General features: G+C 72.7%; 20 protein-coding genes and 1 tRNA gene. 8 read left to right on the forward strand and 13 right to left on the reverse strand.

Annotated features, from left to right (window positions below; all coding sequences use genetic code 11):
- Window positions 1-105: 105 nt before the first annotated feature.
- Together ACFVS6_RS26025 and ACFVS6_RS26030 are read right to left on the reverse strand one after the other, a co-directional pair.
- Window positions 106-780 carry a TetR family transcriptional regulator gene (locus ACFVS6_RS26025; protein WP_385580919.1) on the reverse strand — a complete coding sequence of 225 codons (675 nt, stop codon included), beginning with the start codon at window positions 778-780 and terminating at the stop codon, window positions 106-108.
- Window positions 777-1,772: an acyl-CoA desaturase gene (locus ACFVS6_RS26030; RefSeq protein WP_389707382.1), complete on the reverse strand. Its 996-nt coding sequence runs from the start codon at window positions 1,770-1,772 to the stop codon at window positions 777-779. The genes ACFVS6_RS26025 and ACFVS6_RS26030 overlap by 4 nt, the downstream gene beginning before the upstream one ends.
- A 327-nt stretch (window positions 1,773-2,099) precedes the next feature.
- Here ACFVS6_RS26030 and ppc point away from each other — a divergent pair, with 327 nt between their 5' ends.
- On the forward strand, window positions 2,100-4,862 hold the full coding sequence (gene ppc / locus ACFVS6_RS26035) for a phosphoenolpyruvate carboxylase (protein ID WP_389707384.1): 2,763 nt from the start codon (window positions 2,100-2,102) through the stop codon (window positions 4,860-4,862).
- A 70-nt stretch (window positions 4,863-4,932) separates the two neighbouring features.
- Here the strand turns inward: ppc and pth are convergent, their stop codons facing one another.
- From pth to ACFVS6_RS26060, 5 genes are all read right to left on the reverse strand, one after another.
- Window positions 4,933-5,523, reverse strand: a complete 591-nt coding sequence (gene pth, locus ACFVS6_RS26040; protein WP_389707386.1) for an aminoacyl-tRNA hydrolase — start codon at window positions 5,521-5,523, stop codon at window positions 4,933-4,935.
- 106 nt (window positions 5,524-5,629) lie between these two features.
- A complete protein-coding gene (locus ACFVS6_RS26045) occupies window positions 5,630-6,211 on the reverse strand; it encodes a 50S ribosomal protein L25/general stress protein Ctc (RefSeq protein ID WP_389707388.1) in 582 nt (193 codons plus the stop codon).
- A 182-nt stretch (window positions 6,212-6,393) separates the two neighbouring features.
- Window positions 6,394-7,371 carry a ribose-phosphate diphosphokinase gene (locus ACFVS6_RS26050; RefSeq protein WP_031138975.1) on the reverse strand — a complete coding sequence of 326 codons (978 nt, stop codon included), beginning with the start codon at window positions 7,369-7,371 and terminating at the stop codon, window positions 6,394-6,396.
- A gap of 134 nt (window positions 7,372-7,505) precedes the next feature.
- On the reverse strand, window positions 7,506-8,954 hold the full coding sequence (glmU, locus tag ACFVS6_RS26055; protein ID WP_389707390.1) for a bifunctional UDP-N-acetylglucosamine diphosphorylase/glucosamine-1-phosphate N-acetyltransferase GlmU: 1,449 nt from the start codon (window positions 8,952-8,954) through the stop codon (window positions 7,506-7,508).
- A 110-nt stretch (window positions 8,955-9,064) separates the two neighbouring features.
- Window positions 9,065-9,136, reverse strand: a tRNA-Gln gene (locus ACFVS6_RS26060).
- Between the two features lie 177 nt (window positions 9,137-9,313).
- Here ACFVS6_RS26060 and ACFVS6_RS26065 point away from each other — a divergent pair.
- Window positions 9,314-10,582: a histidine kinase gene (locus tag ACFVS6_RS26065; RefSeq protein WP_389707392.1), complete on the forward strand. Its 1,269-nt coding sequence runs from the start codon at window positions 9,314-9,316 to the stop codon at window positions 10,580-10,582.
- A 73-nt stretch (window positions 10,583-10,655) separates the two neighbouring features.
- Here the strand turns inward: ACFVS6_RS26065 and ACFVS6_RS26070 are convergent, their stop codons facing one another.
- Window positions 10,656-11,168, reverse strand: coding sequence for an SUKH-3 domain-containing protein (locus ACFVS6_RS26070; protein ID WP_281208790.1), 513 nt, complete (start codon window positions 11,166-11,168; stop codon window positions 10,656-10,658).
- Between the two features lie 5 nt (window positions 11,169-11,173).
- A complete protein-coding gene (locus ACFVS6_RS26075) occupies window positions 11,174-11,728 on the reverse strand; it encodes a YwqJ-related putative deaminase (RefSeq protein WP_389707529.1) in 555 nt (184 codons plus the stop codon).
- Between the two features lie 230 nt (window positions 11,729-11,958).
- Here ACFVS6_RS26075 and ACFVS6_RS26080 point away from each other — a divergent pair, with 230 nt between their 5' ends.
- The 3 genes from ACFVS6_RS26080 (at window position 11,959) to ACFVS6_RS26090 (ending at window position 16,403) form a co-directional block, all read left to right on the forward strand.
- Window positions 11,959-12,951: an SMI1/KNR4 family protein gene (locus tag ACFVS6_RS26080; protein WP_389707395.1), complete on the forward strand. Its 993-nt coding sequence runs from the start codon at window positions 11,959-11,961 to the stop codon at window positions 12,949-12,951.
- Window positions 12,952-12,958: 7 nt separating this feature from the next.
- Window positions 12,959-15,382 (forward strand): SUKH-4 family immunity protein, encoded by a 2,424-nt coding sequence (locus ACFVS6_RS26085; RefSeq protein ID WP_389707397.1) that lies wholly within the window; start codon window positions 12,959-12,961, stop codon window positions 15,380-15,382.
- 160 nt (window positions 15,383-15,542) lie between these two features.
- On the forward strand, window positions 15,543-16,403 hold the full coding sequence (locus ACFVS6_RS26090) for a cellulose-binding protein (protein ID WP_389707399.1): 861 nt from the start codon (window positions 15,543-15,545) through the stop codon (window positions 16,401-16,403).
- Between the two features lie 319 nt (window positions 16,404-16,722).
- On the opposite strand, the gene ACFVS6_RS26095 is transcribed toward ACFVS6_RS26090, so the two are convergent.
- On the reverse strand, window positions 16,723-17,580 hold the full coding sequence (locus ACFVS6_RS26095; protein ID WP_389707401.1) for an alpha/beta fold hydrolase: 858 nt from the start codon (window positions 17,578-17,580) through the stop codon (window positions 16,723-16,725).
- 80 nt (window positions 17,581-17,660) lie between these two features.
- Between ACFVS6_RS26095 and ACFVS6_RS26100 the strand changes: the two genes are divergently transcribed.
- Window positions 17,661-18,215 (forward strand): CGNR zinc finger domain-containing protein, encoded by a 555-nt coding sequence (locus ACFVS6_RS26100; protein WP_389707403.1) that lies wholly within the window; start codon window positions 17,661-17,663, stop codon window positions 18,213-18,215.
- Between the two features lie 317 nt (window positions 18,216-18,532).
- On the opposite strand, the gene ACFVS6_RS26105 is transcribed toward ACFVS6_RS26100, so the two are convergent.
- Window positions 18,533-18,655 carry a hypothetical protein gene (locus ACFVS6_RS26105; RefSeq protein ID WP_389707405.1) on the reverse strand — a complete coding sequence of 41 codons (123 nt, stop codon included), beginning with the start codon at window positions 18,653-18,655 and terminating at the stop codon, window positions 18,533-18,535.
- A 74-nt stretch (window positions 18,656-18,729) separates the two neighbouring features.
- Complete coding sequence (locus ACFVS6_RS26110; protein ID WP_389707407.1) at window positions 18,730-20,535, reverse strand: MFS transporter; 1,806 nt, start codon at window positions 20,533-20,535, stop codon at window positions 18,730-18,732.
- 167 nt (window positions 20,536-20,702) lie between these two features.
- Here ACFVS6_RS26110 and ACFVS6_RS26115 point away from each other — a divergent pair, with 167 nt between their 5' ends.
- On the forward strand, window positions 20,703-21,479 hold the full coding sequence (locus ACFVS6_RS26115; protein ID WP_389707409.1) for an ABC transporter ATP-binding protein: 777 nt from the start codon (window positions 20,703-20,705) through the stop codon (window positions 21,477-21,479).
- Window positions 21,476-24,052: an ABC transporter permease gene (locus ACFVS6_RS26120; protein WP_389707411.1), complete on the forward strand. Its 2,577-nt coding sequence runs from the start codon at window positions 21,476-21,478 to the stop codon at window positions 24,050-24,052. The genes ACFVS6_RS26115 and ACFVS6_RS26120 overlap by 4 nt, the downstream gene beginning before the upstream one ends.
- A 118-nt stretch (window positions 24,053-24,170) precedes the next feature.
- Here ACFVS6_RS26120 and ACFVS6_RS26125 read toward each other — a convergent pair whose 3' ends face one another.
- Window positions 24,171-25,655 carry a DUF2079 domain-containing protein gene (locus tag ACFVS6_RS26125; RefSeq protein WP_389707413.1) on the reverse strand — a complete coding sequence of 495 codons (1,485 nt, stop codon included), beginning with the start codon at window positions 25,653-25,655 and terminating at the stop codon, window positions 24,171-24,173.
- Window positions 25,656-25,888 lie beyond the last annotated feature (233 nt).

Consider the following 25,888-nt stretch of genomic DNA (forward strand, 5'->3'; position numbering starts at 1 on the left):
ACGGCGCCCCGTCACCGGATCTCCGGTGACGGGGCGCCGTCGCGTCCGCCGTGCCGACCGCGGTGGGTTCCCGTGGGCCCGTTCCCGCAGCCCCGTTCCCGCCGCTCAGTTCTTTCGGTGGCCCACCAGTCGGGGCCTGGCCTCCAGGTTCTCCAACCCGTGCCAGGACAGGTTCACCAGGTGCGCGGCGACCTCGGCCTTCTTCGGCTGCCGGGTCTCCAGCCACCACTGGCCCGTCAGCGCCACCATCCCGACGAGCGCCTGCGCGTACAGCGGCGCCAGCTTCGGATCGAACCCGCGGGCCTTGAACTCCAGACCCAGGATGTCCTCGACCTGCGTGGCGATGTCGCTGATCAGCGAGGCGAAGGTGCCCGTCGACTGGGCCACGGGCGAATCCCGGACCAGGATCCGGAAGCCGTCCGTATAGCTCTCGATGTAATCGAGCAGGGCGAACGCGGCCTGTTCCAGGAGCTCCCGCGGGTGCCCCGCCGTCAGGGCCCCCGTCACCCCGTCCAGCAGTTGGCGCATCTCGCGGTCGACCACCACCGCGTACAGGCCCTCCTTGCCGCCGAAGTGCTCGTACACCACCGGCTTGGACACCCCGGCCTTGGCCGCGATCTCCTCCACCGACGTGCCCTCGAAGCCCTTCTCCGCGAACAGGGTGCGGCCGATGTCCAGCAGTTGCTGACGCCTCTCGGCGCCCGTCATCCGGACCCGACGGCCTCGCCGGGGCTTGTCGCTGCTGGAACTGCTGCCGTCGATCGCCACGTCCCCCATCATGCCGCGTTCGACATCTTTTCCTGGCGCCGGGCGGCGATCCGGTCGGCCGAGGGCCAACGCACGTCCGACGCCCATCCCAGCTGCTCGAACCAGCGGATCAGCCGCGCGCTCGAATCGACCTGCCCGCGCAGCACGCCGTGCCGCGCCGACGTCGGGTCGGCGTGGTGCAGGTTGTGCCAGGACTCCCCGCACGAGAGCACCGCCAGCCACCACACGTTGCCGCTGCGGTCCCGGGACTTGAACGGCCGCTTGCCCACGGCGTGACAGATCGAGTTGATCGACCAGGTCACGTGGTGGAGCAGCGCCACGCGCACCAGCGAACCCCAGAAGAACGCCGTGAACGCGCCCCACCAGGACATCGTCACCAGACCGCCCACCAGCGGCGGGATCGCCAGCGAGAACATCGTCCAGTAGATGAAGTCGCGCGAGATCCGCCGGATCGCCGGGTCCTTGATCAGGTCCGGGGCGTACTTCTGCTGGTCCGTCTGCTCCTCGTCGAAGAGCCACCCGATGTGCGCCCACCACAGGCCCTTCATCAGGGCCGGCAGCGTCTCGCCGAACCGCCACGGCGAATGCGGGTCGCCCTCGTGGTCGGAGTACTTGTGGTGCTTGCGGTGGTCGGCGACCCAGCGCACCAGCGGACCCTCCACCGCCATCGACCCCATGATCGCCAGGGCGATCCGCAGCGGCCGCTTCGCCTTGAAGGAGCCGTGCGTGAAGTACCGGTGGAAGCCGATGGTGATGCCGTGGCAGGCGAGGAAGTACATGAACACCATCAGGCCCACGTCCAGCCAGCTCACCCCCCAGCCCCAGGCCAGCGGGATCGCCGCCAGCAGCGCGAGGAAGGGGACGGTGATGAACAGCAGCAGGGCGATCTGCTCGATGGACCGCTTGTTCTCCCCGCCGAGCGTGGCGGACGGGTCGGACGGGGTGGCGCTCGCGCGCGCGGAGGACGACGTGGCGTCCTCGATCAGATCCGGACTGGTGGTCATGGGGGTTCCCCCGGGGGGTGAGGAGTCGGCAGGCGCCGGGCGCGGACCTACGGGTCCGTAACCTACGGCGTCGTAAGTATGGCAAAGGTCCCGCATCCGGCAAGAGGAGCACGCCCGGCGACCTCCCCGGGCGCCGTGCCGCGCCGCCGCGCGCGTCCACAGGGCGGGCGCCCTACCGGGGCACCGGCACGGGCCACCTATCCTGTTCTCGTCGGACAGCGCGGTCCGCACGGGCAGCCCGAGCTGCGCATCAGGACGCGGCACCGCCGCGCGCACCCGGGCAGCCCCCCGCCCAGTAGCGCTCGAACACTGCAAGGAGCCGCACCTGTGAGCAGTGCTGACCAGGCCCCCGTCACCTCCGTCTCCGCCACCGCAGCGGACACGGCCAACGCAGAGCTGCGCGCGGACATCCGCCGCCTCGGCGACCTCCTCGGGGAGACCCTCGTACGCCAGGAGGGCCAGGACCTCCTCGATCTCGTCGAACGCGTCCGCGCGCTGACGCGCACCGACGGCGAAGCCGCGGCCACCCTCCTCGGCGACACCGACCTGGAGACCGCCGCCAAGCTTGTGCGCGCCTTCTCCACCTACTTCCACCTCGCCAACGTCACCGAGCAGGTGCACCGCGGCAAGGAGCTCCGGGCCCACCGCGCCGCCGAGGGCGGGCTCCTCGCCCGCACCGCCGACATGCTCAAGGACGCCGACCCCGAGCACCTGCGGCAGACGGTCAAGAACCTCAACGTCCGTCCCGTCTTCACCGCGCACCCCACCGAGGCGGCCCGCCGCAGCGTCCTGAACAAGCTGCGCCGCATCGCCGCGCTCCTGGAGGAGCCCGTCTCGGGCGCCGGTGAGCGCCGCCGCCACGACCTGCGGCTCGCCGAGAACATCGACCTCGTCTGGCAGACCGACGAGCTGCGCGTGGTCCGTCCCGAGCCCGCCGACGAGGCCCGCAACGCCATCTACTACCTCGACGAGCTGCACGCCGGCGCCGTCGGCGACGTCCTGGAGGACCTCGCCGCCGAGCTCCAGCGCGTCGGCGTGGAGATCCCCGCGGGCACCCGCCCGCTCACCTTCGGCACCTGGATCGGTGGCGACCGCGACGGCAACCCCAACGTCACGCCCGACGTCACCCGCGACGTCCTGATCCTCCAGCACGAGCACGGCATCACCGACGCGCTGGAGCTGATCGACTTCCTGCGCGGGCTGCTGTCCAACTCGATCCGCTACACCGGGGCCACCGAGGAACTCCTCACCTCCCTCCAGGCCGACCTGGAACGCCTCCCCGAGATCAGCCCCCGCTACAAGCGGCTGAACGCCGAGGAGCCGTACCGCCTGAAGGCCACCTGCATCCGGCAGAAGCTGGTCAACACCCGCGACCGTCTCGCCAAGGGCACCCCGCACGAGGAGGGTCGCGACTACCTCGGCACCGCCGAGCTGCTCACCGACCTCACCCTCGTCCAGACCTCCCTGCGCGAGCACCGCGGCGCGCTGTTCGCCGACGGCCGCATGGACCGCACCATCCGCACGCTGGCCGCCTTCGGCCTCCAGCTGGCGACCATGGACGTGCGCGAGCACGCGGACGCCCACCACCACGCCCTCGGGCAACTCTTCGACCGGCTCGGCGAGGAGTCCTGGCGCTACGCCGACATGCCGCGCGACTACCGGCAGAAGCTGCTCGCCAAGGAGCTGCGCTCCCGCCGGCCGCTGGCGCCCACCCCGGCACCGCTCGACGCGGCCGGGCAGAAGACCCTCGGTGTCTTCGGCGCGATCAAGGACGCCTTCGAGAAGTTCGGTCCCGAGGTCATCGAGTCCTACATCATCTCGATGTGCCAGGGCGCCGACGACGTGTTCGCCGCAGCCGTCCTCGCCCGCGAGGCCGGTCTCCTCGACCTCCACGGCGGCTGGGCCAAGATCGGCATCGTCCCGCTCCTGGAGACCACCGACGAGCTCCGCGCCGCCGACGTCATCCTCGACGAGATGCTCGCCGACCCCTCCTACCGCCGCCTCGTCTCACTGCGCGGCGACGTCCAGGAGGTCATGCTCGGCTACTCCGACTCCTCCAAGTTCGGCGGCATCACCACCTCCCAGTGGGAGATCCACCGCGCCCAGCGCCGGCTCCGTGACGTCGCGCACCGCTACGGCGTGCGCCTGCGCCTCTTCCACGGCCGCGGCGGCACCGTCGGCCGCGGTGGCGGCCCCTCGCACGACGCGATCCTCGCGCAGCCCTGGGGCACCCTCGAAGGCGAGATCAAGGTCACCGAGCAGGGCGAGGTCATCTCCGACAAGTACCTCGTCCCCTCGCTGGCCCGCGAGAACCTGGAACTGACCGTCGCGGCCACCCTCCAGGCCTCCGCCCTGCACACCGCGCCCCGCCAGTCCGACGAGGCCCTCGCCCGCTGGGACGCGGCCATGGACATCGTGTCCGACGCCGCGCACGGCGCCTACCGGGCGCTCGTCGAGGACCCGGACCTGCCCGCGTACTTCTTCGCGGCCACCCCCGTGGACCAGCTCGCCGACCTGCACCTGGGTTCCCGTCCCTCCCGCCGCCCCGACTCGGGCGCCGGCCTCGACGGACTGCGCGCCATCCCGTGGGTGTTCGGCTGGACCCAGTCCCGCCAGATCGTCCCCGGCTGGTACGGCGTCGGCTCGGGCCTCAAGGCCCTGCGCGAGGCCGGTCAGGACGCGGCGCTCGGCGAGATGGGGGAGCGCTGGCACTTCTTCCGCAACTTCCTCTCCAACGTCGAGATGACCCTCGCCAAGACCGACCTGCGCATCGCGAGGCACTACGTCGACACCCTCGTCCCGGAGAACCTCAAGCACGTCTTCGCCCGCATCGAGGCCGAACACGAGCTCACGGTCCGCGAGGTCCTGCGCATCACCGGCGGCAAGGAGCTCCTGGACTCCAACCCGGTCCTCCAGCAGACCTTCGCCGTCCGCGACGCCTACCTGGACCCGATCTCCTACCTCCAGGTCTCCCTGCTGGCCCGCCAGCGCGCGGCGGTCGCCCGCGGCGAGGAGGCGGACCCGCTGCTGGCCCGCGCCCTGCTGCTCACCGTCAACGGCGTCGCCGCCGGCCTGCGCAACACCGGCTGACCCGCACCCGCACGCGGGAAGGGCCCCCGTCACCGGATTCCTCCGGTGGCGGGGGCCCTTCCCGTGCGCCCTACGAGTTGTACGTGGACTGGGCCCGCTCCAGGCCCTCCTGGATCAGGCTCTCCACGGCGTCCGCGGACCGGTCCACGAACCAGTCCAGCTCCTTGCGCTCCGTCGAGGAGAAGTCCTTCAGCACGAAGTCCGCGACCTGCATCCGACCGGGCGGCCTGCCGATGCCGCAACGGACCCGGTGGTAGTCCGGGCCCATCGACTTCGTCATCGACTTCAGGCCGTTGTGCCCGTTGTCGCCGCCGCCCAGTTTCAGGCGCAGCGTCGGGTAGTCGATGTCCAACTCGTCGTGGACCGCGACGACCCGGTCCAACGGGACCTTGTAGAAGTCGCGCAGGGCCGTCACCGGGCCGCCCGACAGGTTCATGAACGACATCGGCTTCGCCAGCACCACCCGGCGGTTCGCCGGGCCCGGCGGGCCGATGCGGCCCTCGACCACCTGGGCCCGGGCCTTGTGCGCCTTGAACCTGCCGCCGATCCGTTCGGCCAGCAGGTCGGCCACCATGAACCCGATGTTGTGGCGGTTGCCCGCGTACTCCGGCCCGGGGTTGCCCAGGCCGACGACCAGCCAGGGCGCCGCGTCGTCCGACATCAAAAGCTCCTTACGCGTTGAGCCCGTACACGAGAACGACCGCCGTCCCGCTCCAGTGGAGCCGGACGGCGGTCGGTCAGCAACTGCTGAGGGGGTGGGGCGAGGCTCAGGCCTCGGTGCCCTCGGCGTCGGCGGCCGGCTCCTCGGCCTGCGGGGCCACGACCTGGAGGACGGCGATGTCGCCGTCGACGGCCAGGGTGGTGCCCTTCGGGAGGACCAGGTCCTTGGCGTGGATGGTGTCGCCGGCCTCGAGGCCCGCGATGGAGACGGTGACCTCGGTCGGGATGTGGGTGGCCTCGGCCTCGACGGAGATGGTGTTCTGGAGGGTCTCCAGCATGTTGCCGCCGGCGGCCAGCTCGCCCTCGGTGACGATCGCGACGTCGACGGTGACCTTCTCGCCCTTCTTGACGATCAGGAAGTCGACGTGGGAGATCGAGCGCTTCAGCGGGTGCTTCTGCACGGCCTTCGGGATGACCAGCTCGGTGCCGGCGTCGCCCAGGTCCAGGGAGAGCAGGACGTTCGGGGTGCGCAGCGCCAGCTGAAGGGCGTGGGCGTCGACGTTGACGTGCTTCGGCTCGGTGCCGTGACCGTAGATGACACCGGGGGTCAGGGCGTCGCGACGGGCCTGGCGGGCGGAGCCCTTGCCGAAGGTGTCACGGATCTTGGCGGAAAGCTTGACCTCGGACATGCTCACTCCTCGTGGGGTGACGGAAATGGACGACAGTCACCCGGCCGGAACGGCCTGCTACGAAGAGCGCGTCGATAACGGAGCGTCCGGACCCGAAACGGGTACGGCCTCCCTCGCCGAGCAACTCGTGGAGTGTACCCGGGCGGGGGAGGCCGCACCAAAAGGATCTAACCGAGGAACGGTTACTGCTGCTCCTCGAAGAGGCTCGTCACCGAACCGTCCTCGAAGACCTCGCGCACGGCGCGGGCGATCATCGGTGCGATCGACAGCACGGTGATCTTGTCGAGCTCCAGGTCGGACGGGTCCGGCAGGGTGTTCGTGAACACGAACTCGCTGACCTTGGAGTTCTTCAGGCGGTCGGCGGCCGGGCCCGACAGGATGCCGTGCGTGGCCGTGACGATGACGTCCTCGGCGCCGTGCGCGAACAGGGCGTCGGCCGCGGCGCAGATGGTGCCACCGGTGTCGATCATGTCGTCGACCAGGACGCAGACGCGGCCGCGGACCTCACCGACGACCTCGTGGACGGTCACCTGGTTGGCGACGTCCTTGTCGCGGCGCTTGTGCACGATCGCCAGCGGGGCGTCCAGGCGGTCGCACCAGCGGTCGGCGACGCGGACGCGGCCGGCGTCCGGGGAGACGATCGTCAGCTTGGTGCGGTCCACCTTGGCGCCGACGTAGTCCGCGAGGACCGAGAGGGCCGACAGGTGGTCCACCGGGCCGTCGAAGAAGCCCTGGATCTGGTCCGTGTGCAGGTCGACCGTGAGGATGCGGTCCGCACCCGCGGTCTTCAGCAGGTCCGCGACCAGACGGGCCGAGATCGGCTCGCGGCCCTTGTGCTTCTTGTCCTGACGGGCGTAGCCGTAGGACGGGACGATCACGGTGATGGAGCGTGCCGACGCGCGCTTCAGCGCGTCGATCATGATCAGCTGCTCCATGATCCACTTGTTGATCGGAGCCGTGTGGCTCTGGATCAGGAAGCAGTCCGCGCCGCGAGCCGACTCCTGGAAGCGGACGTAGATCTCACCGTTCGCGAAGTCGAAAGCCTTGGTCGGCACGAGGCCGACTCCCAGCTGGTGTGCGACCTCCTCGGCCAGCTCGGGGTGGGCGCGGCCGGAGAAGAGCATCAGCTTCTTCTCGCCGGTCGTCTTGATCCCGGTCACAGCACTGTCTCCTCAGACGTCTGGAAAGCTGCTCGCCCCCATGTGCGTCCGTCCCGCACACGGTGAGCCAGCCGAATTGCGTGCACCTATCACGGTACGCCGTCGCGGGCGCACCTGTTTCCGGCCAGTTCACCTCACGGGCGGCCGGGGTCCTTGTCCGCGGTCGACTGCGCGGCCGTCGCCGCCGCGCTGCCGGGACGCTTGCGGGCCACCCAGCCCTCGATATTCCGCTGCTGGCCGCGCGCCACGGCCAGTGCGCCGGGCGGCACGTCCTTGGTGATCACCGAGCCGGCGGCCGTGTAGGCGCCGTCCCCGATGGTGATGGGAGCCACAAACATGTTGTCGGATCCCGTCTTGCAGTGTGAGCCGACGGTCGTGTGGTGCTTGTGCTCACCGTCGTAGTTCACGAACACGCTGGCCGCGCCGATGTTCGTGTAGTCGCCGATCGTCGCGTCGCCCACGTACGACAGGTGCGGCACCTTGGTGCCCTCGCCGATCGTCGCGTTCTTCATCTCGACGTACGTGCCGGCCTTGGCCTTGAGGCCGAGGTTCGTGCCCGGTCGCAGGTACGCGAACGGGCCGACGCTCGCCGATTCCCCGATCACGGCCGTGTCCGCGACCGTGTTGTCCACGCGCGCCCGCGGACCCACCCGGGTGTCCTTCAGGCGGGTGTTGGGGCCGACCTCGGCGCCCTCGGCGACGTGCGTGTTCCCGAGCAGTTGGGTGCCCGGGTGGATCAGGGCGTCCTGCCCGAAGGTCACCGTCACGTCGATGAAGGTGCTCGCCGGGTCCACGACCGTCACGCCCGCGAGCATGGCCCGCTCCAGCAGGCGCGCGTTCAGCAGCGCCCGGGCCTCGGCCAGCTGGACCCGGTTGTTGATCCCGAGGATCTGCCGGTGGTCCGCGCCGACGGCCGCGCCGACGCGGTGACCGGCCTCGCGCAGGATGCCGAGGACGTCGGTGAGGTACTCCTCGCCCTGGCTGTTGTCCGTGCGGACCTTGCCGAGCGCGTCGGACAGGAGGGCACCGTCGAAGGCGAAGACGCCGGAGTTGATCTCGCGGATCGCGCGCTGCGCGTCGGTGGCGTCCTTGTGCTCGACGATCGCGGTCACGGCGCCGGTGGCCGCGTCGCGGACGATGCGCCCGTAGCCGGTGGAGTCCGGCACCTCGGCGGTCAGCACGGTGACGGCGTTGCCGTCCGCATCGTGCGTGGCGACCAGGGCGCCGAGGGTCCTGCCGGTCAGCAGCGGGGTGTCGCCGCAGACCACGACCACGGTTCCGCCGACCGGTCCGCCGAGCTCCTCCAGCGCCATCCGGACGGCGTGCCCGGTGCCGTTCTGCTCGTACTGGACGGCGGTGCGCACGTCGGCGTCGATCGCGGCGAGGTGCTCGGTGACCTGCTCGCGGGCGTGACCCACGACGACCACGAGGTGGGTGGGGTCCAGTTCGCGGGATGCGGCGACCACGTGACCGACGAGCGAGCGCCCGCTGATCTCGTGCAGAACCTTGGGAGTGGCCGACTTCATGCGGGTGCCTTCACCCGCTGCGAGTACGACGACGGCTGCCGGGCGGGTTGCGCTCACGGGTGTGCCCTTCGGCTTCGGGTGGTGGACCCGTGAAGGATAGCCGGGCCCCAACATCCACAAACGAAGCCGGGTCCCGACCGTGGAGGTCAGGACCCGAACGTGCGAAGCTCCCCCGCCAGGACTCGAACCCGGACATAAGGCACCAAAAGCCTCAGTGCTGCCAATTACACCACAGGGGAATATCCCGATCGAACCGGACGGTAACACCGGCCGGTTGAATCGACGGCACCTACTATGCCGCAACACCACGCCTCGACGCGACGGATTGGATCAGCGCCTCGTAGTACGCGCGCCGCGCCCGCGCTCGCGGAAATCGGCTCGCCCGCGTGCGGGACCCCCTGCGTACGCTGGTCGGCATGACCGGTACGGGGGAAGAGCGGGGCGGGGCGGGGCGCGACGGGCCCTGGTGGTGGGAGCGACGGCGGGGGGCCGTCCTGGACGTGGGGTTGGGGGTGGTGTCCGCCGTCGAGTGCGCCCTGGAAGGGGTGCCGACCGCTCGTGAGGCGGGCGTGCCCGTGTTCGTCGGGGTGCTGTTCGGGCTGGTGGTGGGGTCGACGCTGGTGCTGCGCCGCCGCTGGCCCATCGCGGTGGCCCTGGTGGGCATCGCCGTGACCCCGGCGATGATGGGCTTCCTGCTGGGGGTGGTCGGGCTCTACACGCTCGCCGCCTCCGAGGTGCCCCGGCGGATCGTGGCGACGCTCGCGCCGATGGCGCTCGCCGGGACGTTCGTCGTGACGTACATGCGCACCCGGGGCGACGTCGAGGCCGACGGCACGCTCGTGTTCGTGCTGTCGGCGTTCATGTCGGTGGCCCTGACCGTGCCGCCCGTCCTCCTCGGCCTGTACGTGGGCGCCCGGCGCCGGCTGATGGAGAGCCTCCAGGAGCGCGCGGACTCGCTGGAGCGGGAGCTGTCGCTGTTGGCGGACCGGGCGGAGGAGCGGGCCGAATGGGCCCGTACGGAGGAACGGACGCGGATCGCGCGCGAGATGCACGACGTCGTGGCGCACCGGGTGTCCTTGATGGTGGTGCACGCCGCGGCCCTCCAGGCCGTCGCCGCGAAGGACCCCGCGAAGGCGGCGCGCAACGCCGCGCTGGTCGGGGACATGGGCCGGCAGGCCCTCACTGAACTGCGGGAGATGCTCGGGGTGCTGCGGTCCGGATCCTCGAAGCCGCCGGCGCCGGCGCCGGTGGCGTGCCCGCCGGTCGGCGGGTCCGACGAGGGCCCCTCGCTGGAGGAGCTGGAGGCGCTCATCGGGCAGTCCCGGACGGCAGGGATGGTCGTCGAGCTGATGGTGCAGGGGGAGGGGCGCGAAAACCCGTACCCGGCGGAGGTGGAGCAGACCGCGTACCGGGTGGTGCAGGAGGCGTTGACCAACTGCCACAAGCACGCGCCGGGCGCGCGGGTCGTCGTACGGCTGGCGCACCGGGACGGGGAGGTGGCCATGCAGGTGGAGAACGGTCCCTGCGCGGCCGACGTGACCAGGCCCGGGCTGCCGAGCGGGGGCAACGGGCTCGTCGGCATGCGCGAACGGGTCGTCGGCCTCGGCGGGGTGTTCGTGTCGGGGCCGACGGACGCCGGTGGCTTCCGGGTCTCGGCGGTGCTGCCGCGCGAGCGGCCGGCGTAGGGCGGCGGGAGCGGGCGGGGGGTCCGGGACACCGGGTTCCCCGCCCGCTCCCGCGACGGGTGGTGGCGCGGGCTCAGGGCTCCGTGCTGAGGCGGGCCGGCTGTAGGCCGGTCAGGAGCAGGGTCAGGGCCTCGTCGAGGCCGGCGCCCAGGTACCAGTCGCCCGTGTGGTCGATGCCGTAGACGCGGCCCTCGCGGTCGATCGCCAGGTGGGACGCGCCGTCGGAGTCCACCCCGAGCGGGCAGAGCCGGGTCGACAGGGCCCGGCCGAGGTCGGCGAAGGTGCGGGCCAGGTGCAGGCCGGTGAGCGGGTCGAGGCGGATCGGGGTCGGGGCTATCTGGCGGCCGGTCCCGGGGGCGGACACGATGAGCCCGCCGAACTCCGCCCAGGCCTCGACGGCCGCGGGGAAGACGGTGTGGCGGTGTCCGGCCGGGGTGGTGTGGTCGCGCAGCGCGTCGGCCCAGTATTCGGCCTGCTTGATGTCCCAGCGGCCGGGCTCCCAGCCGGCGGTGCGCAGCGCGGAGTCCACGGGACCCGGGAAACGGGTGGCCGAGGAACGGTCGTAGGAGGCTGAGGAGGCGGTCATGGTGGCTACTCGGGGTGGGTGAGGTCGACGGGGCGTACGCCGAAGTGGTTGAGGAGCGCGTCGCAGGAGCGGCAGGGCGGCGCGTAGCTGCCGTGGAGCGGGTCGCCGTCCTCCCGGATGCGGCGGGCGGTGATCCGGGAGTGCTTGAGGGACCGGCGGGCCTCGCCGGCGGTCAGGGGCTTGCGGGAGGCGCGCCGGCTGCGGGCGCCTTCCACGGCGGCGAGGTGGCGGGAGAGCAGGATCGCCTCCGGACACCGGCCGGTGAAACGTTCGCGCTGGCCGCTGGTGAGGGTGTCGAGGAAGTCCTGGACGAGCGGGTGGAGCACGGGCGGCTGGTCGGCCTTGCCCGCGGTGCCGGTCAGCGTCTCGCCGCGTACCGAGAGGGCGGCGGCGACGGTGGGCAGGATCCCGTCCCGGCGGAAGCGCAGGACGGGTGGGGCGGCGCCGTCGGTGCTGCTCCAGCGCAGGCGGGGATCGCCGGTGGCGCCGGTGGCGCCGGCGTCCGTCGGTTCCGCGTGGTCGGTGCGGGTTGCCGTGTTTCCTGGTGTCGCGGTCTGCATGGTCGCGCCTTCCCTCCCGTGGCGGCGGTGGTGGCCGCTGTCGCGCACGCCCCCGTGCTGCGGGGACAGCCTGTCAAATGTCACCTGCCGTGTGGAAGCGGGGTCGAATATTCGTATCAATTCGGATGTTCCTGCCTGGTGCGCGTGCGCACTGGGTAGGGACGGGTGTCGGTCTTGCCCGAACGCATAGGCTGTGGCGAACCAGCCAGATCCAGCAGGGGGCTACCGCCATGACGACAGGTCGGCTCGGGCAGCAGGCCGCGCCACCCAACGCCGCTTACTCGGGGCAGGTCGTGCACTTCCCGGACCCGGTCCGGGCCGCCCGCCATCCCCACGGAGTGCGGATGGACGGGGACGGTCATCCCGACTTCTCGCGCTACGCCCGCGCCGCGGTGGAGATCGCCGAGCCGCCGGAGGGCTTCGGCGTCGACGAGCTGCGCCTGACGGACTGCGTCTCCGCGAACGCGGCGATGCGCGCGGCGCGCCACGAACTGTGGGACACCGTCGGACCCGTGGCGACCCCGCACGGTTGGACCTGGCACCACGTCGCCGGGACGCGCCGGATGGAACTGGTCCCCGTCGAGGTCAAGGCGCTGCTGCGGCACCACGCCGGTCTCGCGACGGCCCCGGTCGACCACGACAAGCGCGGTACGCGCCCCCTCCAGGAAGTGCGCCCGGCGCACCTGGAACTGCCCAAGGCGCTGGTGTCGGTCTCCGAGCAGCAGGTGCAGGGCGTCGAGGAGGACCTCGGCTACCGGCTGCCCGAGGCGTACCGGTCCTTCCTCAAGGCGGCGGGCGGCTGCGCCCCGGTGGGCGCCGGCCTGTTCGTGGAGCTGGGCCTGCTCGTCGACCAGCCGTTCTTCACGGTGCGCGACGAGGCGGCGATCAACGACCTCGTCTACGTCAACAAGTGCTTGCGCGACCACCTGACGAAGGACTACCTGAGCGTGGCCTTCGTGCAGGGCGGATTGATCGCGGTGAAGGTGAAGGGCCAGGGGATCGGTTCCGTCTGGTTCTCCCCGTTCGACGACGCCCGCGACCGGGACGGCTGGTCGGTGCAGGAACGGGTGGATCAGCTGCTGCTGCCGTGCGGTGCCGATTTCGATGCCTTCCTGGAGCGCCTGGCGGGCAACCCGCCGGAGCTGGAGACGGTGGCCGGTCTGATGGTGGACGGCGGATTCGCACGTTCGGTTCCGGTGCTGAGTCCGGGCATGGAGGGTTGATCGCACTGTGGTGACGTTTGCGCAGGCGCAGGAGCGCGCCGAGGAGTGGATCAACGGGGACGTCCCCGCGTACCAGCACCGGGAGGTGCGCGTACGTGAGTTCGGGCTCGGGTTCGTCGTGTGGGCCGAGGACCGGCCCACAGGTCCGGTGTCCGGCGGCGGCCGGCAGCGGCTGGTCATCGCGCGGGACAGCGGCGAGGTGACGCTGTGGCCGGGGCTGCCGGTCGGCGAGGTCATCCGGCGGTACGAGGAGGAATACGGCGCCGCGGCCGCGGCGGCCCCCGCCGAGCCCTCGGTGCCGCAACCGCGGATCGACTCCGAGATGACCTCGTTCATGCTGAGTCCGCCGGAGTGGCTCCAGGAGGCGGCCGACCGCGCGGGGATCCCGCGGAGCGGGGGATCCTCCTCGGCACCCTCCTCGCCCTCCCCGTCGCCGGTGTCGCCCGAGCCGGTCGTCCCGACCCCGGCCCCCGAGACCGCGCCGGCTCCGGGCGTGGCCGGCGAGCCGGTGCCGCTGCGGCGCGGGGGCGAGGTCCCGTACGAGCCGACCGCGAACGACGGGGTACCGACCGGGGCCACGCCCTGGGCCGGGACCGATGTGAACTCCGGCGCCGACGAGGCCTCCGTGCCCCTTCCCGCGACGGTGTTCGCGCCGCCGCTGTCCGGATCGGACCTGGAGGAGGCGCCCTCGTCCACCGGTGTGGCTCCGGAGGCGAGGACCACGCTGATGCCCGGCGGCAGCCAGTTGCCGAGGACGGCCGTCGTTCCCGCGTTGGGGCCGCGCCCCGAGGCGGCGGACATCGCCGACGCCCCGACCAGCAAGGCCCAGGTCTCCCGGCCGGGTGGCTCCGCGGGTGGCTCCGCCGGTGGGGCGGGTGGCGCGGCGGGTGCGGCCGGTGCGGCCGGTGGGCCCCCGCAGCCGCCCGGTGCTCCCGGTGCGCCCGGTGCTCCCGGTGGGTCGGTCGGGGGTGGGGTCGATCACGCCGCGACGATGTTGGCCGGTCCGGCGGTGGGTCGGCCTCCGGCGCCTCCCGGTCCGCCCGGTGCCCCGGGTGGCGGGCAGCAGCCCGCGCCTCCCGGTCCGCCCGGTCCTCCCGGTGGGTCCGTCGGGGGTGGGCTCGACCATGCCGCGACGATGTTGGCCGGTCCGGCGGTGGGTCGGCCTCCGGCGCCTCCCGGTCCGCCCGGTGCCCCGGGTGCGCCCGGTGCTCCCGGTGCTCCTGGTGCGGGGCAGCCCCCAGCGCCTCCCGGCGGTGGTGCCCACCACGCGGCGACGATGCTCGCCGGTCCCGGTGTGCCGCAGCCGCCCGGGCCGCCCGGTGCGCCCGGCGGCGGCCTCGACCACGCCGCGACGATGCTGGCCGGTCCGTCCGTGGGACAGCCCCCGACGCCCCCCGGCCCGCCCGGTGCGCCGCAGGGCGGCGCCGCGGGTCGGCCCCCGGTCCCGACCGGCGTGCCCACCGTCGGCCCCGGCTACCAGGCCGTCCTGCGCTACCGCGCGCCCGACGGCTCCGAGCAGCAGCTCATCCGTCGGTCGGCGCCCGGCACCCCGCACCCCGAGTGGCAGATCCTGTACGAGCTCCGCGCGATGAACGTGCCGCCGCAGCAGGTGCTGGAACTGCACACGGAGCTGGCCTCCTGCGAGCTGCCGGGCGGCTACTGCGCCCGGATGATCCGGGAGACCTGGCCGCAGGTGCGGATCACCAGCGTGGCCCCGTACGGAACGGACCACGCGGGCCGTCAGCAGGGCGTACGGCACCTGCTCACCCATCAGGGTGAGCTGCACCAGGTGGCGGACGGTCCGGCGCGCCCCGCGCCGGTACGGGCGCCGCTGCCGCAGGTCCCGCTCCAGCCGGCCGTTCCGATGGAGGTCATCGGGCAGGAGCTGGCGGGCGCGTTCGGGCCGCAGGGCGTGTTCCGCTTCGATCAGCGGGCGGTGTCCCGACAGGGCGTGCCCGACATCGTGGCGCAGACCCTTATGTGGGCGGGCCTGCCCGTCGATTTCGGGCCGTTCTTCTGGGCGCAGGCCGTTCCCGGTCAGCCGGTGCCGACGCTGGCCGAACTGGCGGCGCAGCGGCAGGTGCCGCCGGCGTCCGACGCGGGCTCGTACCTCGTCGTCGGCAGCGACTTCGGCAAGGCGCTCTGCGTGCAGTACGGAACCGCGCACATAGTGGCGGTGCCGGTGGAGGCCGGTCCCGGCGGGGCGCCCGTGCCGCCGCAGTTCGTGAACTCCAGCCTGCCGCAGTTCGCCCGCTCGCTGGCGATGCTCGGTCACATGTGGCGCCTGCGCCAGCATCTGACACCGGAGCAGGCGGGCCGCTGGACCGTCGATTTCCAGGCGAACCTCGCGGGGCTCGACAGCGCGGCGCTGGCCTCCCCGGAGAACTGGTGGTCGGTGCTGCTGGAGCAGATGTGGGACGGGCTGCTCTGATCGGATGATCGGATGGATGGCCGGGCCGGGACCCCTCGAACGGGGTACCGGCCCGGCCATTCCGGCTTCTGCGAGCAAATGACGCATCCTTGACGGGAATCCCCGCGAGAGAGGCGCTTCCAGGATGAGTGCACCCATGTCACCTCACGGACCTCAGGGTTTGGCGACCGTACGCGGCCGCGGTTACCGGATCGAGGAAGTCGACCGGTACCTCGCGCGGCTCGCCGGCAGTCGCGACGAGGCCTGGGAACGGGTGGCACGGCTGACCGTCCTCGCGAAGCAGATGGAGGCCGAGGCGGAGCGGCTGCGCGAGGCCGTGACCAACCTGGCCCCCCAGACGTACGACGAGCTCAGCGAACGCGCCCGACGGATCCTGCTGCTCGCGCAGGAGGAGGCGGACGTCCTGCGCCGGGACGCCCGCACCGACGCGGGCGACGCGCTGGGCGCGGCCGAGGCGCACGCCGACCGGGTGGCGGAACTGGCCCGCCACGACGCGGAGGCGGTGCGCGAGCAGACCGAGGTGCGGGCGCGGCAGGGGCTGCTGCGGGCGCAGCGGGAGGCCGACGAGGCGCGGGCGGAGGCGCGGGACGACGCGGCGGCGTGGCGGGCGGAGGCCCAGGCCGGGCTGGTGGAGATGCGGCGCCGGTCGGAGGCGCTGCTCGCCGAGCGCGAGCAGGAACAGGCGGAACGTCGGGACGCGGCGGAGCGGGAGCTGACCGGGCGCCTGGCGGAGATGGAGGCGCGGGCCGCGGAGCAGGAGCGGTACGCGCAGGCGCGGTTGGACGAGGCGCGGCGGGGGTTCGCGGAGGCGGAGGAGTCCGCGCGGCACGGGCAGGAGGACGCGGAGGCGCGCGCGGCGGAGCTGCTGGCGGAGGCGCGGGTGCGGGAGGAGCGGGTCGGGCGGGAGACGGAGCGGGTGCTGCGGGAGCATGCGGAGGCGCAGGACGAGATGCGGGCGCACATGAACCACGTCCGGTCCAGCTTGGCGGCGCTCACGGGGCGGGCGCCGGCGGAGGGCTGACGCTGCCCGGGCCGGGCGGGGCCGGGCGGGGCCGGGCCGGGCGGGGCTGCGGGTGGGGTCGGGGCCGGTGCCGGGGTGGGGTGTCGTCCGGGACGGGCATGATTTATGGCGCCCTGTCCGGGTCGGATCTGCCGGGCGGCGCCACGCGCCAACAAATCACGTTTTAGCCCCGGACGACACCCCACCCCGTCCCCGTCCCCGACCTGCGGTCCGACCGGCGGGTTCGTCTCCGTTTCCGGGCCCGGTCCGTGGCCCGTCCTCCGTCCCGGTTTGCGGGTGATCTGCGCGTTCGGGTTCGGCCCGGGGGTTGCCTAGTGGGTCAGGGGGTGAGGTTGTTGAGGAAGGTGCTGATCAGGGGGGTTATTTCCCGGAGGTGGGTTTCCAGGGCGAAGTGGCCCGCTCCGTCGAAGAGGTGGAGTTGCGCGTCGGGGGCGTCGCGGAGGTAGGCCTTGGCGCCCGCCGGGGTGAAGAAGGGGTCGCCCGTGCCCCAGAGGACCAGCAGGGGCGGTCGGGTGGTGCGGAGCCAGGACTGCCAGGCCGGGTAGTGGGCGAAGTTCGACGCGTAGTCGAAGGCGAGGTCGGCCTGGGCGTCGGCGCGTCCGGGCAGGCCGAGGTAGTGGACGTCCAGGGTCCAGCCGTCGGGGGAGATCCGGGCGGGGTCGGCGACGCCGGTCTCGTACTGGAAGCGGGTGCCCTCCTCGGTGAAGAGGCCGCGGATCCTGTCCTCGTCGCCGGGGACGTCGCGGCGCAGGCCGGCGAATTCGCGGGCCGCGTCGGAGAGGCCCTCCTCGTACGCGTTGCCGTTCTGGACGATCAGGCCGGTCACCCGGTCCGGCCGGCGGGTGGCGAGCCGCAGGCCGACGGGGGCGCCGAAGTCGAAGACGTAGAGGGCGTACCGGTCGAGGCCCAGGGCGTCGGTGAAGCCCTCCACGATGTCCGCGAGGCGGTCGAAGGTGTACGTGAAGTCTTCGGGGGTCCGGGTCCGGCCGAAGCCCGGGTAGTCGGGGGCGATCAGGCGGTGCGGGGTGCCGTCGAGGGCGTCCATCAGGCGGGCGAACTGGTGGGAGGAGGTGGGGAAGCCGTGCAGGAGGAGCAGGACGGGGCCGTCGGCGGGGCCGCTCTCGCGGTAGGCGACGGTCACGCCGTTCACGTCCACGGTGCGGTGCAGGACAGACATGTAATGCCTCCGTTGGCTTGGGTGACATTAGTTTTGCTCAGGATTTCTAATGGGTCAAGGGGGGTTGGTATCGTTAGTGCATGACCGTCTTCCCGCTCACGGGTGAGCACCTCGCCCTGGACCTGCTGAACACCCGCCCCACCGTCGGTGACCTGATCGCCGATCCCGCGGGACTCGCCGCGTGGCTTGAGGCGGAGGCGGGGAGGGTGGGGCCCGTGGGTGAGGTGGGACCGGACGAGGTGGCGGCCGTGCGGGTCGTGCGGGAGGCGGCCGGCTCGGCGCTGGCGGCCGTCCGGCGGGGCGAGCGGCCGCCGGGCGATGCGCTGCGGGCGCTCAACGCCGCCCTGGCGGGGGCCCCGGCCCACCGGGAGCTGGTGTGGGGCGAGGGGGGTGGGCTGGCGGCGGTCGCGCTCCGGGATGCGGCACCCGGTCGGAGGCTGGCGGCGGAGCTCGCGGAGGCCGTCGCGGACCTGTTGGCCGGGCCGCGGGTGGCGGAGGTCCGGGAGTGCGAGGCCCACGACTGCGCCCTGCTGTTCCTGCCCGCGAACCCGAGGCGGCGCTGGTGCGTGGCTTCCGCTTGCGGCAACAGGGCCCGCGTCGCCCGCCACTACGCCAAGCGCAAGGAGAGCCCGTAGCGGACCTCGGGGCACCCGGTACGGGTCGCTGCGCAGCCGTGGGAGGTGACGGCCATGGTGAACGGGGGGTGCGCGGTCGCCGGGAGGGGTGGGGGGGCTTGTTGACCAGGTGGGCACCTGCGGGTGCGCCCGTCAGGGCCCGGATCTCGCCGGGCAGGCGCGGGAGCCCGGCTCCGACGTCGGTGAGGAAGAACAGCACGACGTAGATCAGCTCCCGCAGCGGGCGGCGGCCCGTGACGGTCGGCTTCGGGGCCGGTTTGGTGATGCTGCCGTCCTGCAGGCGCATCCCGACGACCAGGAGGCACCGCCGCCCGCCGTCAGTCCGTACGCGAGGACCGTGAGCAGCAGCCGGTGACGAGGTCCGGCCGGCGGCGCAGCCGCAGGATGACGGGGCCGGCCAGGGCGGCCGGCAACGCCGGTGCGCAGAGTGCGGATGTCATGTCGCCCCCCCCCGGAAACGGTGCCGGGCACGAGAGTTACCGGACGGCCCGGTGCATGACAAGTCGGTGCCGGTTCACTCCTGTTCCTTCAGGACGGGGAACTCGCGGGGCGCGACCAGCAGGAGGACCAGCAGCGCGGCGAGGGCGGCGGCCGTCGCGCCGAGGAAGATGTGGTCGACGGCGGCGGCGACCGCCGAGCGCAGGTGGGCGGTGGTCGCCGCGGGGAGGGAGTCCGGGGCGGCCAGGGCCTTCGAGACGTCGTCCAGCCGCTGCGGGAGGCCCGGCAGCGGGGAGTCCGCCAGCCGGGCGGCGATCGTCGCGTTGGCCACGGCGCCGAGGAGCGCGGCGCCCACGCTCTGGCCGACGGTGCGGCAGAACAGCACCGAGGCCGTGGTGGTGCCCCGTTCCGCCCAGCCCACGGTGGACTGCACCCCGATCATCAGAGGCAGTTGGAAGAGGCCGAGGGCGAAGCCCAGCAGCAGCATGATCAGCGCGGGCTGCCAGGCCCGTGCGGGGTGGGGGAGCAGTGTGAAGGCGAAGAGGATCACCGCGGCCGCCCCGATGCCGAGGACGGCGGTGTCACGGAAACCGATGCGGCGGTAGACGTGCTGGCAGAAGGCGGCCGAGATGGGCCAGCTCAGCGTCATCAGTGCCATCACGAACCCGGCGCCGACGGGGCCGAGGCCGAGCACGGTCTGCGCGTACGTCGGCATGAACACCAGCGGGGCGACCATCAGCAGGCCCAGCGAGCCCAGGGCCAGGTTCACGGCGGCGATGGTGCGCCGGCGCCACACCCACCCGGGCAGGATCGGCTCGGGGGCCCGGCGTTCCACCCGGACCACCACCGCGGCCAGCGCGGCGGCCGCCGCGAACAGGGTCAGGGAGGGCGCCGAAAGCCAGGGCCAGGCGACGCCGCCCTGCACCAGCGCGAAGAGCAGCACCCCGCCGCAGGCGAAGACGCCGAGGGCACCCGCCCAGTCGACGGGGCCCCGGCGCCCGGGGGAGCGTACGGGTTCGACGAGGTGCCGGGCGGTGAGCCACAGGGCGAGTCCGGCGAGCGGGACGTTGATGAGGAAGGTCCAGCGCCAGCCCGCGTACGCCGCGAGCAGTCCGCCGAGCGCGGGGCCCAGCAGCGAGGACGAGGCCCAGACGGTGGTCATCCGGGCCTGGATCCGCGGGCGTTCCTTCAGCGGGTACAGGTCGGCGGCGAGGGTCTGCACGGTGCTCTGGAGCGCGCCGCCGCCCAGCCCCTGGACGATCCGGAAGGCGATGAGCGCGGCCATGTTCCAGGCGGAGGCGCACAGGACGGAGCCGACGAGGAACAGGGCCGTCCCGAAGAGGAGGACGGGCTTGCGGCCGAAGGTGTCGCTCAGCTTCCCGTACACGGGGAGGGTGACGGTGACGGCGAGGAGGTAGCCGGAGAACAGCCAGGAGAAGACGGAGAACCCGCCGAGGTCGCCGACGATCTGCGGGACCGCGGTGGCGACGATCGTCGTGTCGAGGGCGACCAGGGCCATGCTCAGCATCAGCGAGACGACCACCCTGGTCGGCGGACGCCCCTGCGGACGTCCGGCCGCGGGCTCGTCGCGGGGGCGGCCCGCCCGATCGGCTGAAACGTTTCCTCCGGGGAGGTCCGTCCCGTCGTCCACGGGGGCCTCCCCCTGGTTCCCCTCCGCCGCCACCGCGCCGCCTCCCCCTCTGTGCCCCCGGCACCCGGACGCGGAGAACACCTTCTCACCAGGGGTGTGCCCGGCGGTATCCCTCACCCCGGGCGGCCCCGGGGCCCCGGATCCCCTAGGGGGAGCTCCCCCCAACGGGCCAGGGGACGTTCGTCCCGGCGGATGAGGCCGAACGTCCCGCCGCGTCCTTAACTGATTCATACGAGCGGGGATCGGCCTGGGGGTGGGGTTAACCCCCCGGTGGATACGGCGATGGGCACCAGCGCGCCGGACACCCCCCGCGCCACAGACTTCACGACGGCGACGCACGCACGCACCAGCGCGCACCGGGCGCGCAGCGAACAGGGGAGAACACCGTGACAACCGCGATGACCGAAACCAGGCACGGGAGTACCGGAGGGAACGGCGCGGTCGCGGCCCGGGCCCGCCAGGTCGTCAAGGCCTACGGCTCCGGCGAGACCCGCGTCGTCGCCCTCGACCACGTCGACGTGGACATCCACACCGGCCAGTTCACCGCGATCATGGGCCCCTCCGGCTCCGGCAAGTCCACGCTGATGCACTGCCTCGCCGGCCTGGACACCGTGACCGGCGGCCAGATCTTCCTCGACGAGACCGAGATCACCGGCCTCAAGGACAAGAAGCTCACCCAGCTGCGCCGCGACCGCATCGGCTTCATCTTCCAGGCCTTCAACCTGCTCCCCACGCTCAACGCCCTGGAGAACATCACGCTCCCCATGGACATCGCGGGCCGCAAGCCGGACCCGCAGTGGCTGGACCGGGTCGTGGACACCGTGGGTCTCGCGGGCCGCCTCAAGCACCGCCCGACCGAGCTCTCCGGCGGGCAGCAGCAGCGCGTCGCCGTGGCCCGCGCCCTCGCCGCCCGACCGGCGATCATCTTCGGCGACGAGCCGACCGGAAACCTCGACTCCCGCGCCGGCGCCGAGGTCCTCGGGTTCCTGCGCCAGTCGGTGGACGACCTCGGCCAGACGATCGTCATGGTCACGCACGACCCGGTCGCCGCCTCCTACGCGGACCGCGTCATCTTCCTCGCCGACGGCCGGATCGTCGACGAGATGTACGGGCCCACCGCGGACCAGGTCCTGGACCGCATGAAGGACTTCGACGCACGCGGGCGGACCTCGTGACCGTCATGAAGACCGCGCGGCGCAACTTCGTCGCGCACAAGGGCCGCATGGCGCTCTCCGCCATCGCCGTACTGCTGTCCGTCGCCTTCGTGTGCGGAACCCTGGTGTTCACCGACACGATGAACACCACCTTCGACAAGCTCTTCGCCGTCACCAACTCGAACGTCACGGTCACCCCCAAGGAGGCCGTCGCCGGGGAGGAGACCCCGGCCACCGGCAAGCCCCGGACGCTGGACGCATCGGTCGTCGACAAGGCCGCCAAGGCCGAGGGCGTCGAGGGGGCCGAGGGCGGCGTCCTGTCCATGGCCGTCACCGTGGTCAACGCCAAGAACGAGAACATGGGCTCGACCACCGGCGCCCCGACCATCGCGGGCAACTGGAGCGACAACGAGCTCAAGTCGATGAAGATCACCTCCGGTCACGCCCCGCGCGGCCCCACCGAGATGATGGTCGACAGCGACACCGCGAAGAAGCACCACCTCGCGCTCGGCGACGAACTGCGCACCATCGCCGTCACCGGCGACACCCGCGCGCGGATCAGCGGCATCGCCACCTTCACCGTGACCAACCCGGGCGCCACGATCGTCTACTTCGACACCGCGACCGCCCAGCAGCGACTGCTCGGCGCCCCGGGCGAGTTCACGCACGTCAACATCACCGCCAAGGACGGCGTGAGCGACGAGCAGCTCAAGCGGAACGTCGCCGAGGCCCTCGGCGCGGACGCCTTCACGCTCCAGACCGCCAAGGAGGCCGCCGACGCCAACCGCAAGGACGTCGGTTCCTTCCTCGACGTCATGAAGTACGTGATGCTCGGCTTTGCCGGCATCGCCTTCCTGGTCGGCATCTTCCTGATCTTCAACACCTTCTCCATGCTGGTCGCCCAGCGCACCCGCGAGATCGGCCTGATGCGCGCCATCGGCGCCGACCGCGGACAGATCAACCGCTCCGTCCTCGTCGAGGCCTTCCTGCTCGGAGTGGTCGGCTCCCTGCTCGGTGTCGCCGCGGGCATCGGCCTGGCCGTCGGCCTCATGAAGCTCATGGGCCAGATGGGCATGGAGCTGTCGACCGACGACCTGACCATCGCCTGGACCACCCCGGTCGTCGGCATCCTCCTCGGCGTCGTCGTCACCGTCGTCGCCGCCTACGTACCCGGCCGGCGGGCCGGCAAGGTCTCCCCGATGGCCGCCCTGCGCGACGCCGGCACCCCGGGTGACCGCAAGGCGGGCATCGTCCGGGCCGTCCTCGGCCTCGTCCTCACCGGCATCGGCGGCGCGGGCCTGTTCCTCGCCGCGGCCGCGGAGAAGGCCTCGACCGGCTCGCTGTGGCTCGGCCTCGGCGTGGTGTTCACCCTCATCGGCTTCATCGTCATCGGTCCGCTGCTGGCGGCGGGCGTGGTGCGGGTGCTCTCCGGAGCGGTCCTGCGGCCCTTCGGGTCCGTCGGCCGGCTCGCCGAACGCAACGCCCTGCGCAACCCGCGCCGCACCGGCGCCACCGCCGCCGCCCTGATGATCGGATTGGCGCTCGTCGCCTGCCTCTCGGTCGTCGGCTCCTCGATGGTGGCCTCGGCCACCGACGAGCTCGACAAGTCGGTCGGCGCGGACTACATCGTCAGCTCCGAGACCGGACAGCCGGTCATGCCGCAGGCCGAGCAGGCCATGCGGGCCAACCCGCGCCTCGACCACGTCACCGCCTACCGGGAGATCCCGGCCAGGATCACCGCCCCGGACGGGACCAGCGAGGCCGTCGGCCTCGGCGCCACCGACCCCACCTACGCCGAGGACCTCCGGCGCAAGATGGTGGCCGGCGAGCACGCGGCGGCGTACGGCAAGGACGCGATCAGCGTCGGCTCGATCTACGCCGACGCGCACCGCGTCAAGCTCGGTGACGAGCTGACGGTCGCCTTCGACGGCGGGAAGACGGTCAAGCTCAAGGTCGCCGCCATCACCAGCGACGAGGGCAACCTCGACAAGGGCATGAAGTACATCAGCACCGCGCTGGCCGAGGCCTCCGTCCCGGCCGACCGGATGCCACGCCCGTTCATGCTGCTGGCCACCGCCAAGGACGGCCAGGCCACGACCGCGTACGCCGAGGTCAAGAAGGCCCTCGCGGAGTACCCGCAGTACACCGTGCGCAACCAGGCCGACTACAAGCAGGCCCTGAAGGACCAGGTCGGCCAGCTGCTGAACATGGTCTACGGCCTCCTCGGCCTCGCCATCGTCGTCGCGATCCTCGGCGTGGTGAACACGCTGGCCCTCTCGGTCGTCGAGCGGACCCGCGAGATCGGCCTGATGCGCGCCATCGGCCTCTCCCGCCGCCAGCTGCGCCGCATGATCCGCCTGGAGTCGGTGGTCATCGCCCTCTTCGGCGCCCTGCTGGGCCTCGGACTGGGCATGGGCTGGGGCGCCGCCGCGCAGCAGCTGCTGGCCCTGGAGGGTCTGAAGGTCCTGGAGATCCCGTGGCCGACCATCCTCGGGGTGTTCGCCGCATCGGCCCTGGTGGGCCTGTTCGCCGCACTGGTACCGGCCTTCCGGGCGGGGCGGATGAACGTACTGAACGCGATCGCCGGCGAGTAACCCCGCCGGACGGTCGTACGGGGGGACGCGGCCCCGGGCAGCCCGAAAGGGCGGCCCGGGGCCGCGTCGTGTCCGGGGTGTCCGGGGTGTCCGGGGTGCCCGGTCCGGCCGGGACCGCTCAGATCCGGCGCAGGACGACCGTTCCCCGGGCGGTGCCCACCAGCGTGAAGCGGGCTTCCGGGTGCAGTTGCCGGGCGTAGCCGAGCGGGTCCTCGCCGGCCCAGCCGGAGGCGTTGTCGTAGACGAGGTAGTCGGGCAGGACGCCCTTGGTGTCGCCGATCCAGAACACCCGGCAGCGCGAGGTCAGTCGGGTGATCGGGGCGATGTCGCTCTCCACGCTCGCGCCGTCCGGGATCCTGGCGAGCAGTCGCTCGACCGCCCCGACCCGCGAGGGTCGCTCGTACGTGGCCGCTTCCCCGAGCCGGGCCAGGGGCAGGGTGGTCGCGCTCAGCGCGAGCCCGGCCGCGAGCAGCGCGGCCGGCAACTGGAGGGAGTACGCCCGCAGCCACGGGCGGGGGGACCGCCGGGAGGCGTCGAGGGCGTCGGCGAGGGCGAGGGCGGCGATCGGCATCAGGACCGCGCTGTAGTGCCAGTCGGTGGACCAGTAGTGCTCGTCGCCCGACAGGAACCGCCAACCGAGCGTCGGCGCGGCGACCAGCAGCAGCGGGGAGCGCAGCGCGAGCAGCCCCGTGGTGGGGATCAGCACCCAGGCGAGGGTGGAGAGCTTGGTGCCGAGCCCGTCGAGGGGGCCGGGGCCCGCGGCGTCGAGCTTGTCCCAGTAGGCGTAGCCGTCGGAGGCGAAGGAGGGGATCACGACGGTGAACACCAGGGCGGCGGCCACCACCCCGAGGACGGCCACCGCGACCGCGGCCCGCGCGGCCCACCGATCGGTCCGCCGGGCCCGCCAGGCGACCACCAGGGCCAGGGCGGCGAGGGTGACCCCGAGGTCCTCCTTGACCAGCAGCAGCGGCAGGCCCCAGCCCAGCGCCGCCCACCAGCGGCGGGCGACCAGTGCCTCCAGGGCGAAGGCCAGCAGCGGCACCGCGAAGCAGATCTCGTGGAAGTCGAACTCGACGGCCCGCTGGATCCCCCACGACAGCCCGTACGCGGCGCCGAGCGCGAGCCCCCGGCCCGGCCCGAGGAACCGGGCCGCTGCCCGGGTGACGGGCACCGCGGACAGCGCGAACAGCGCCGCCTGCACGACGAGGAGGGTGACCGGGGTGGGGAACGCCCGGTAGAAGGGGGCGATCAGGGCGATGACGGGACTGAAGTGATCGCCGAGGACGCTGGCGCCCGGCCCCTTCAGGTCCACCACCGGCGGTCGCAGCCAGGCGTAGGCCCGGACTGCCTGCTCGAAGATGCCCAGGTCCCAGGAGAGGGTCTCCATGCGCCGGTGGCGCGACACGGACAGCACGGCGTACGCGAGGAACAGCGCGGCGGCGAGGAGCCACGCGTTCCGGCCGGTGCGGGACACGCCCCCCGGCCCCCGCACCGCCCCGGGCCCCGGCACGGCCCGGCGCGGCCCCGGAACGACCGGGGCACGGGGCGGGGCCGGGGTCGCCGGGAGCGCCCCGGCCGTCGTCGGACTCCCGGATATGGACATACGTACAGATTGTCATTCCGGTCGGACAGGGCGGCCTGCGGCCCCCTGTTCCGGCCGTGGCCGGAAACCTTTGGGCGGCGCCGGACGGGCGGGTCGCGCCCCGGTGGGGGACGGTGGTGGAGGGGCGGGCGGGCGTAGGGTGGGAACCCCCGGCCCGTTCACGTGTCGGGTCCTTCGCGTTGCCCCGTACCCGCGCCGCACCTGCCCCGCCCAGCTCTTCCCCTGCCCACGGA

Origin of the sequence: Streptomyces sp. NPDC057939, from assembly GCF_042887545.1 — a bacterium.
Taxonomy (GTDB): domain Bacteria; phylum Actinomycetota; class Actinomycetes; order Streptomycetales; family Streptomycetaceae; genus Streptomyces.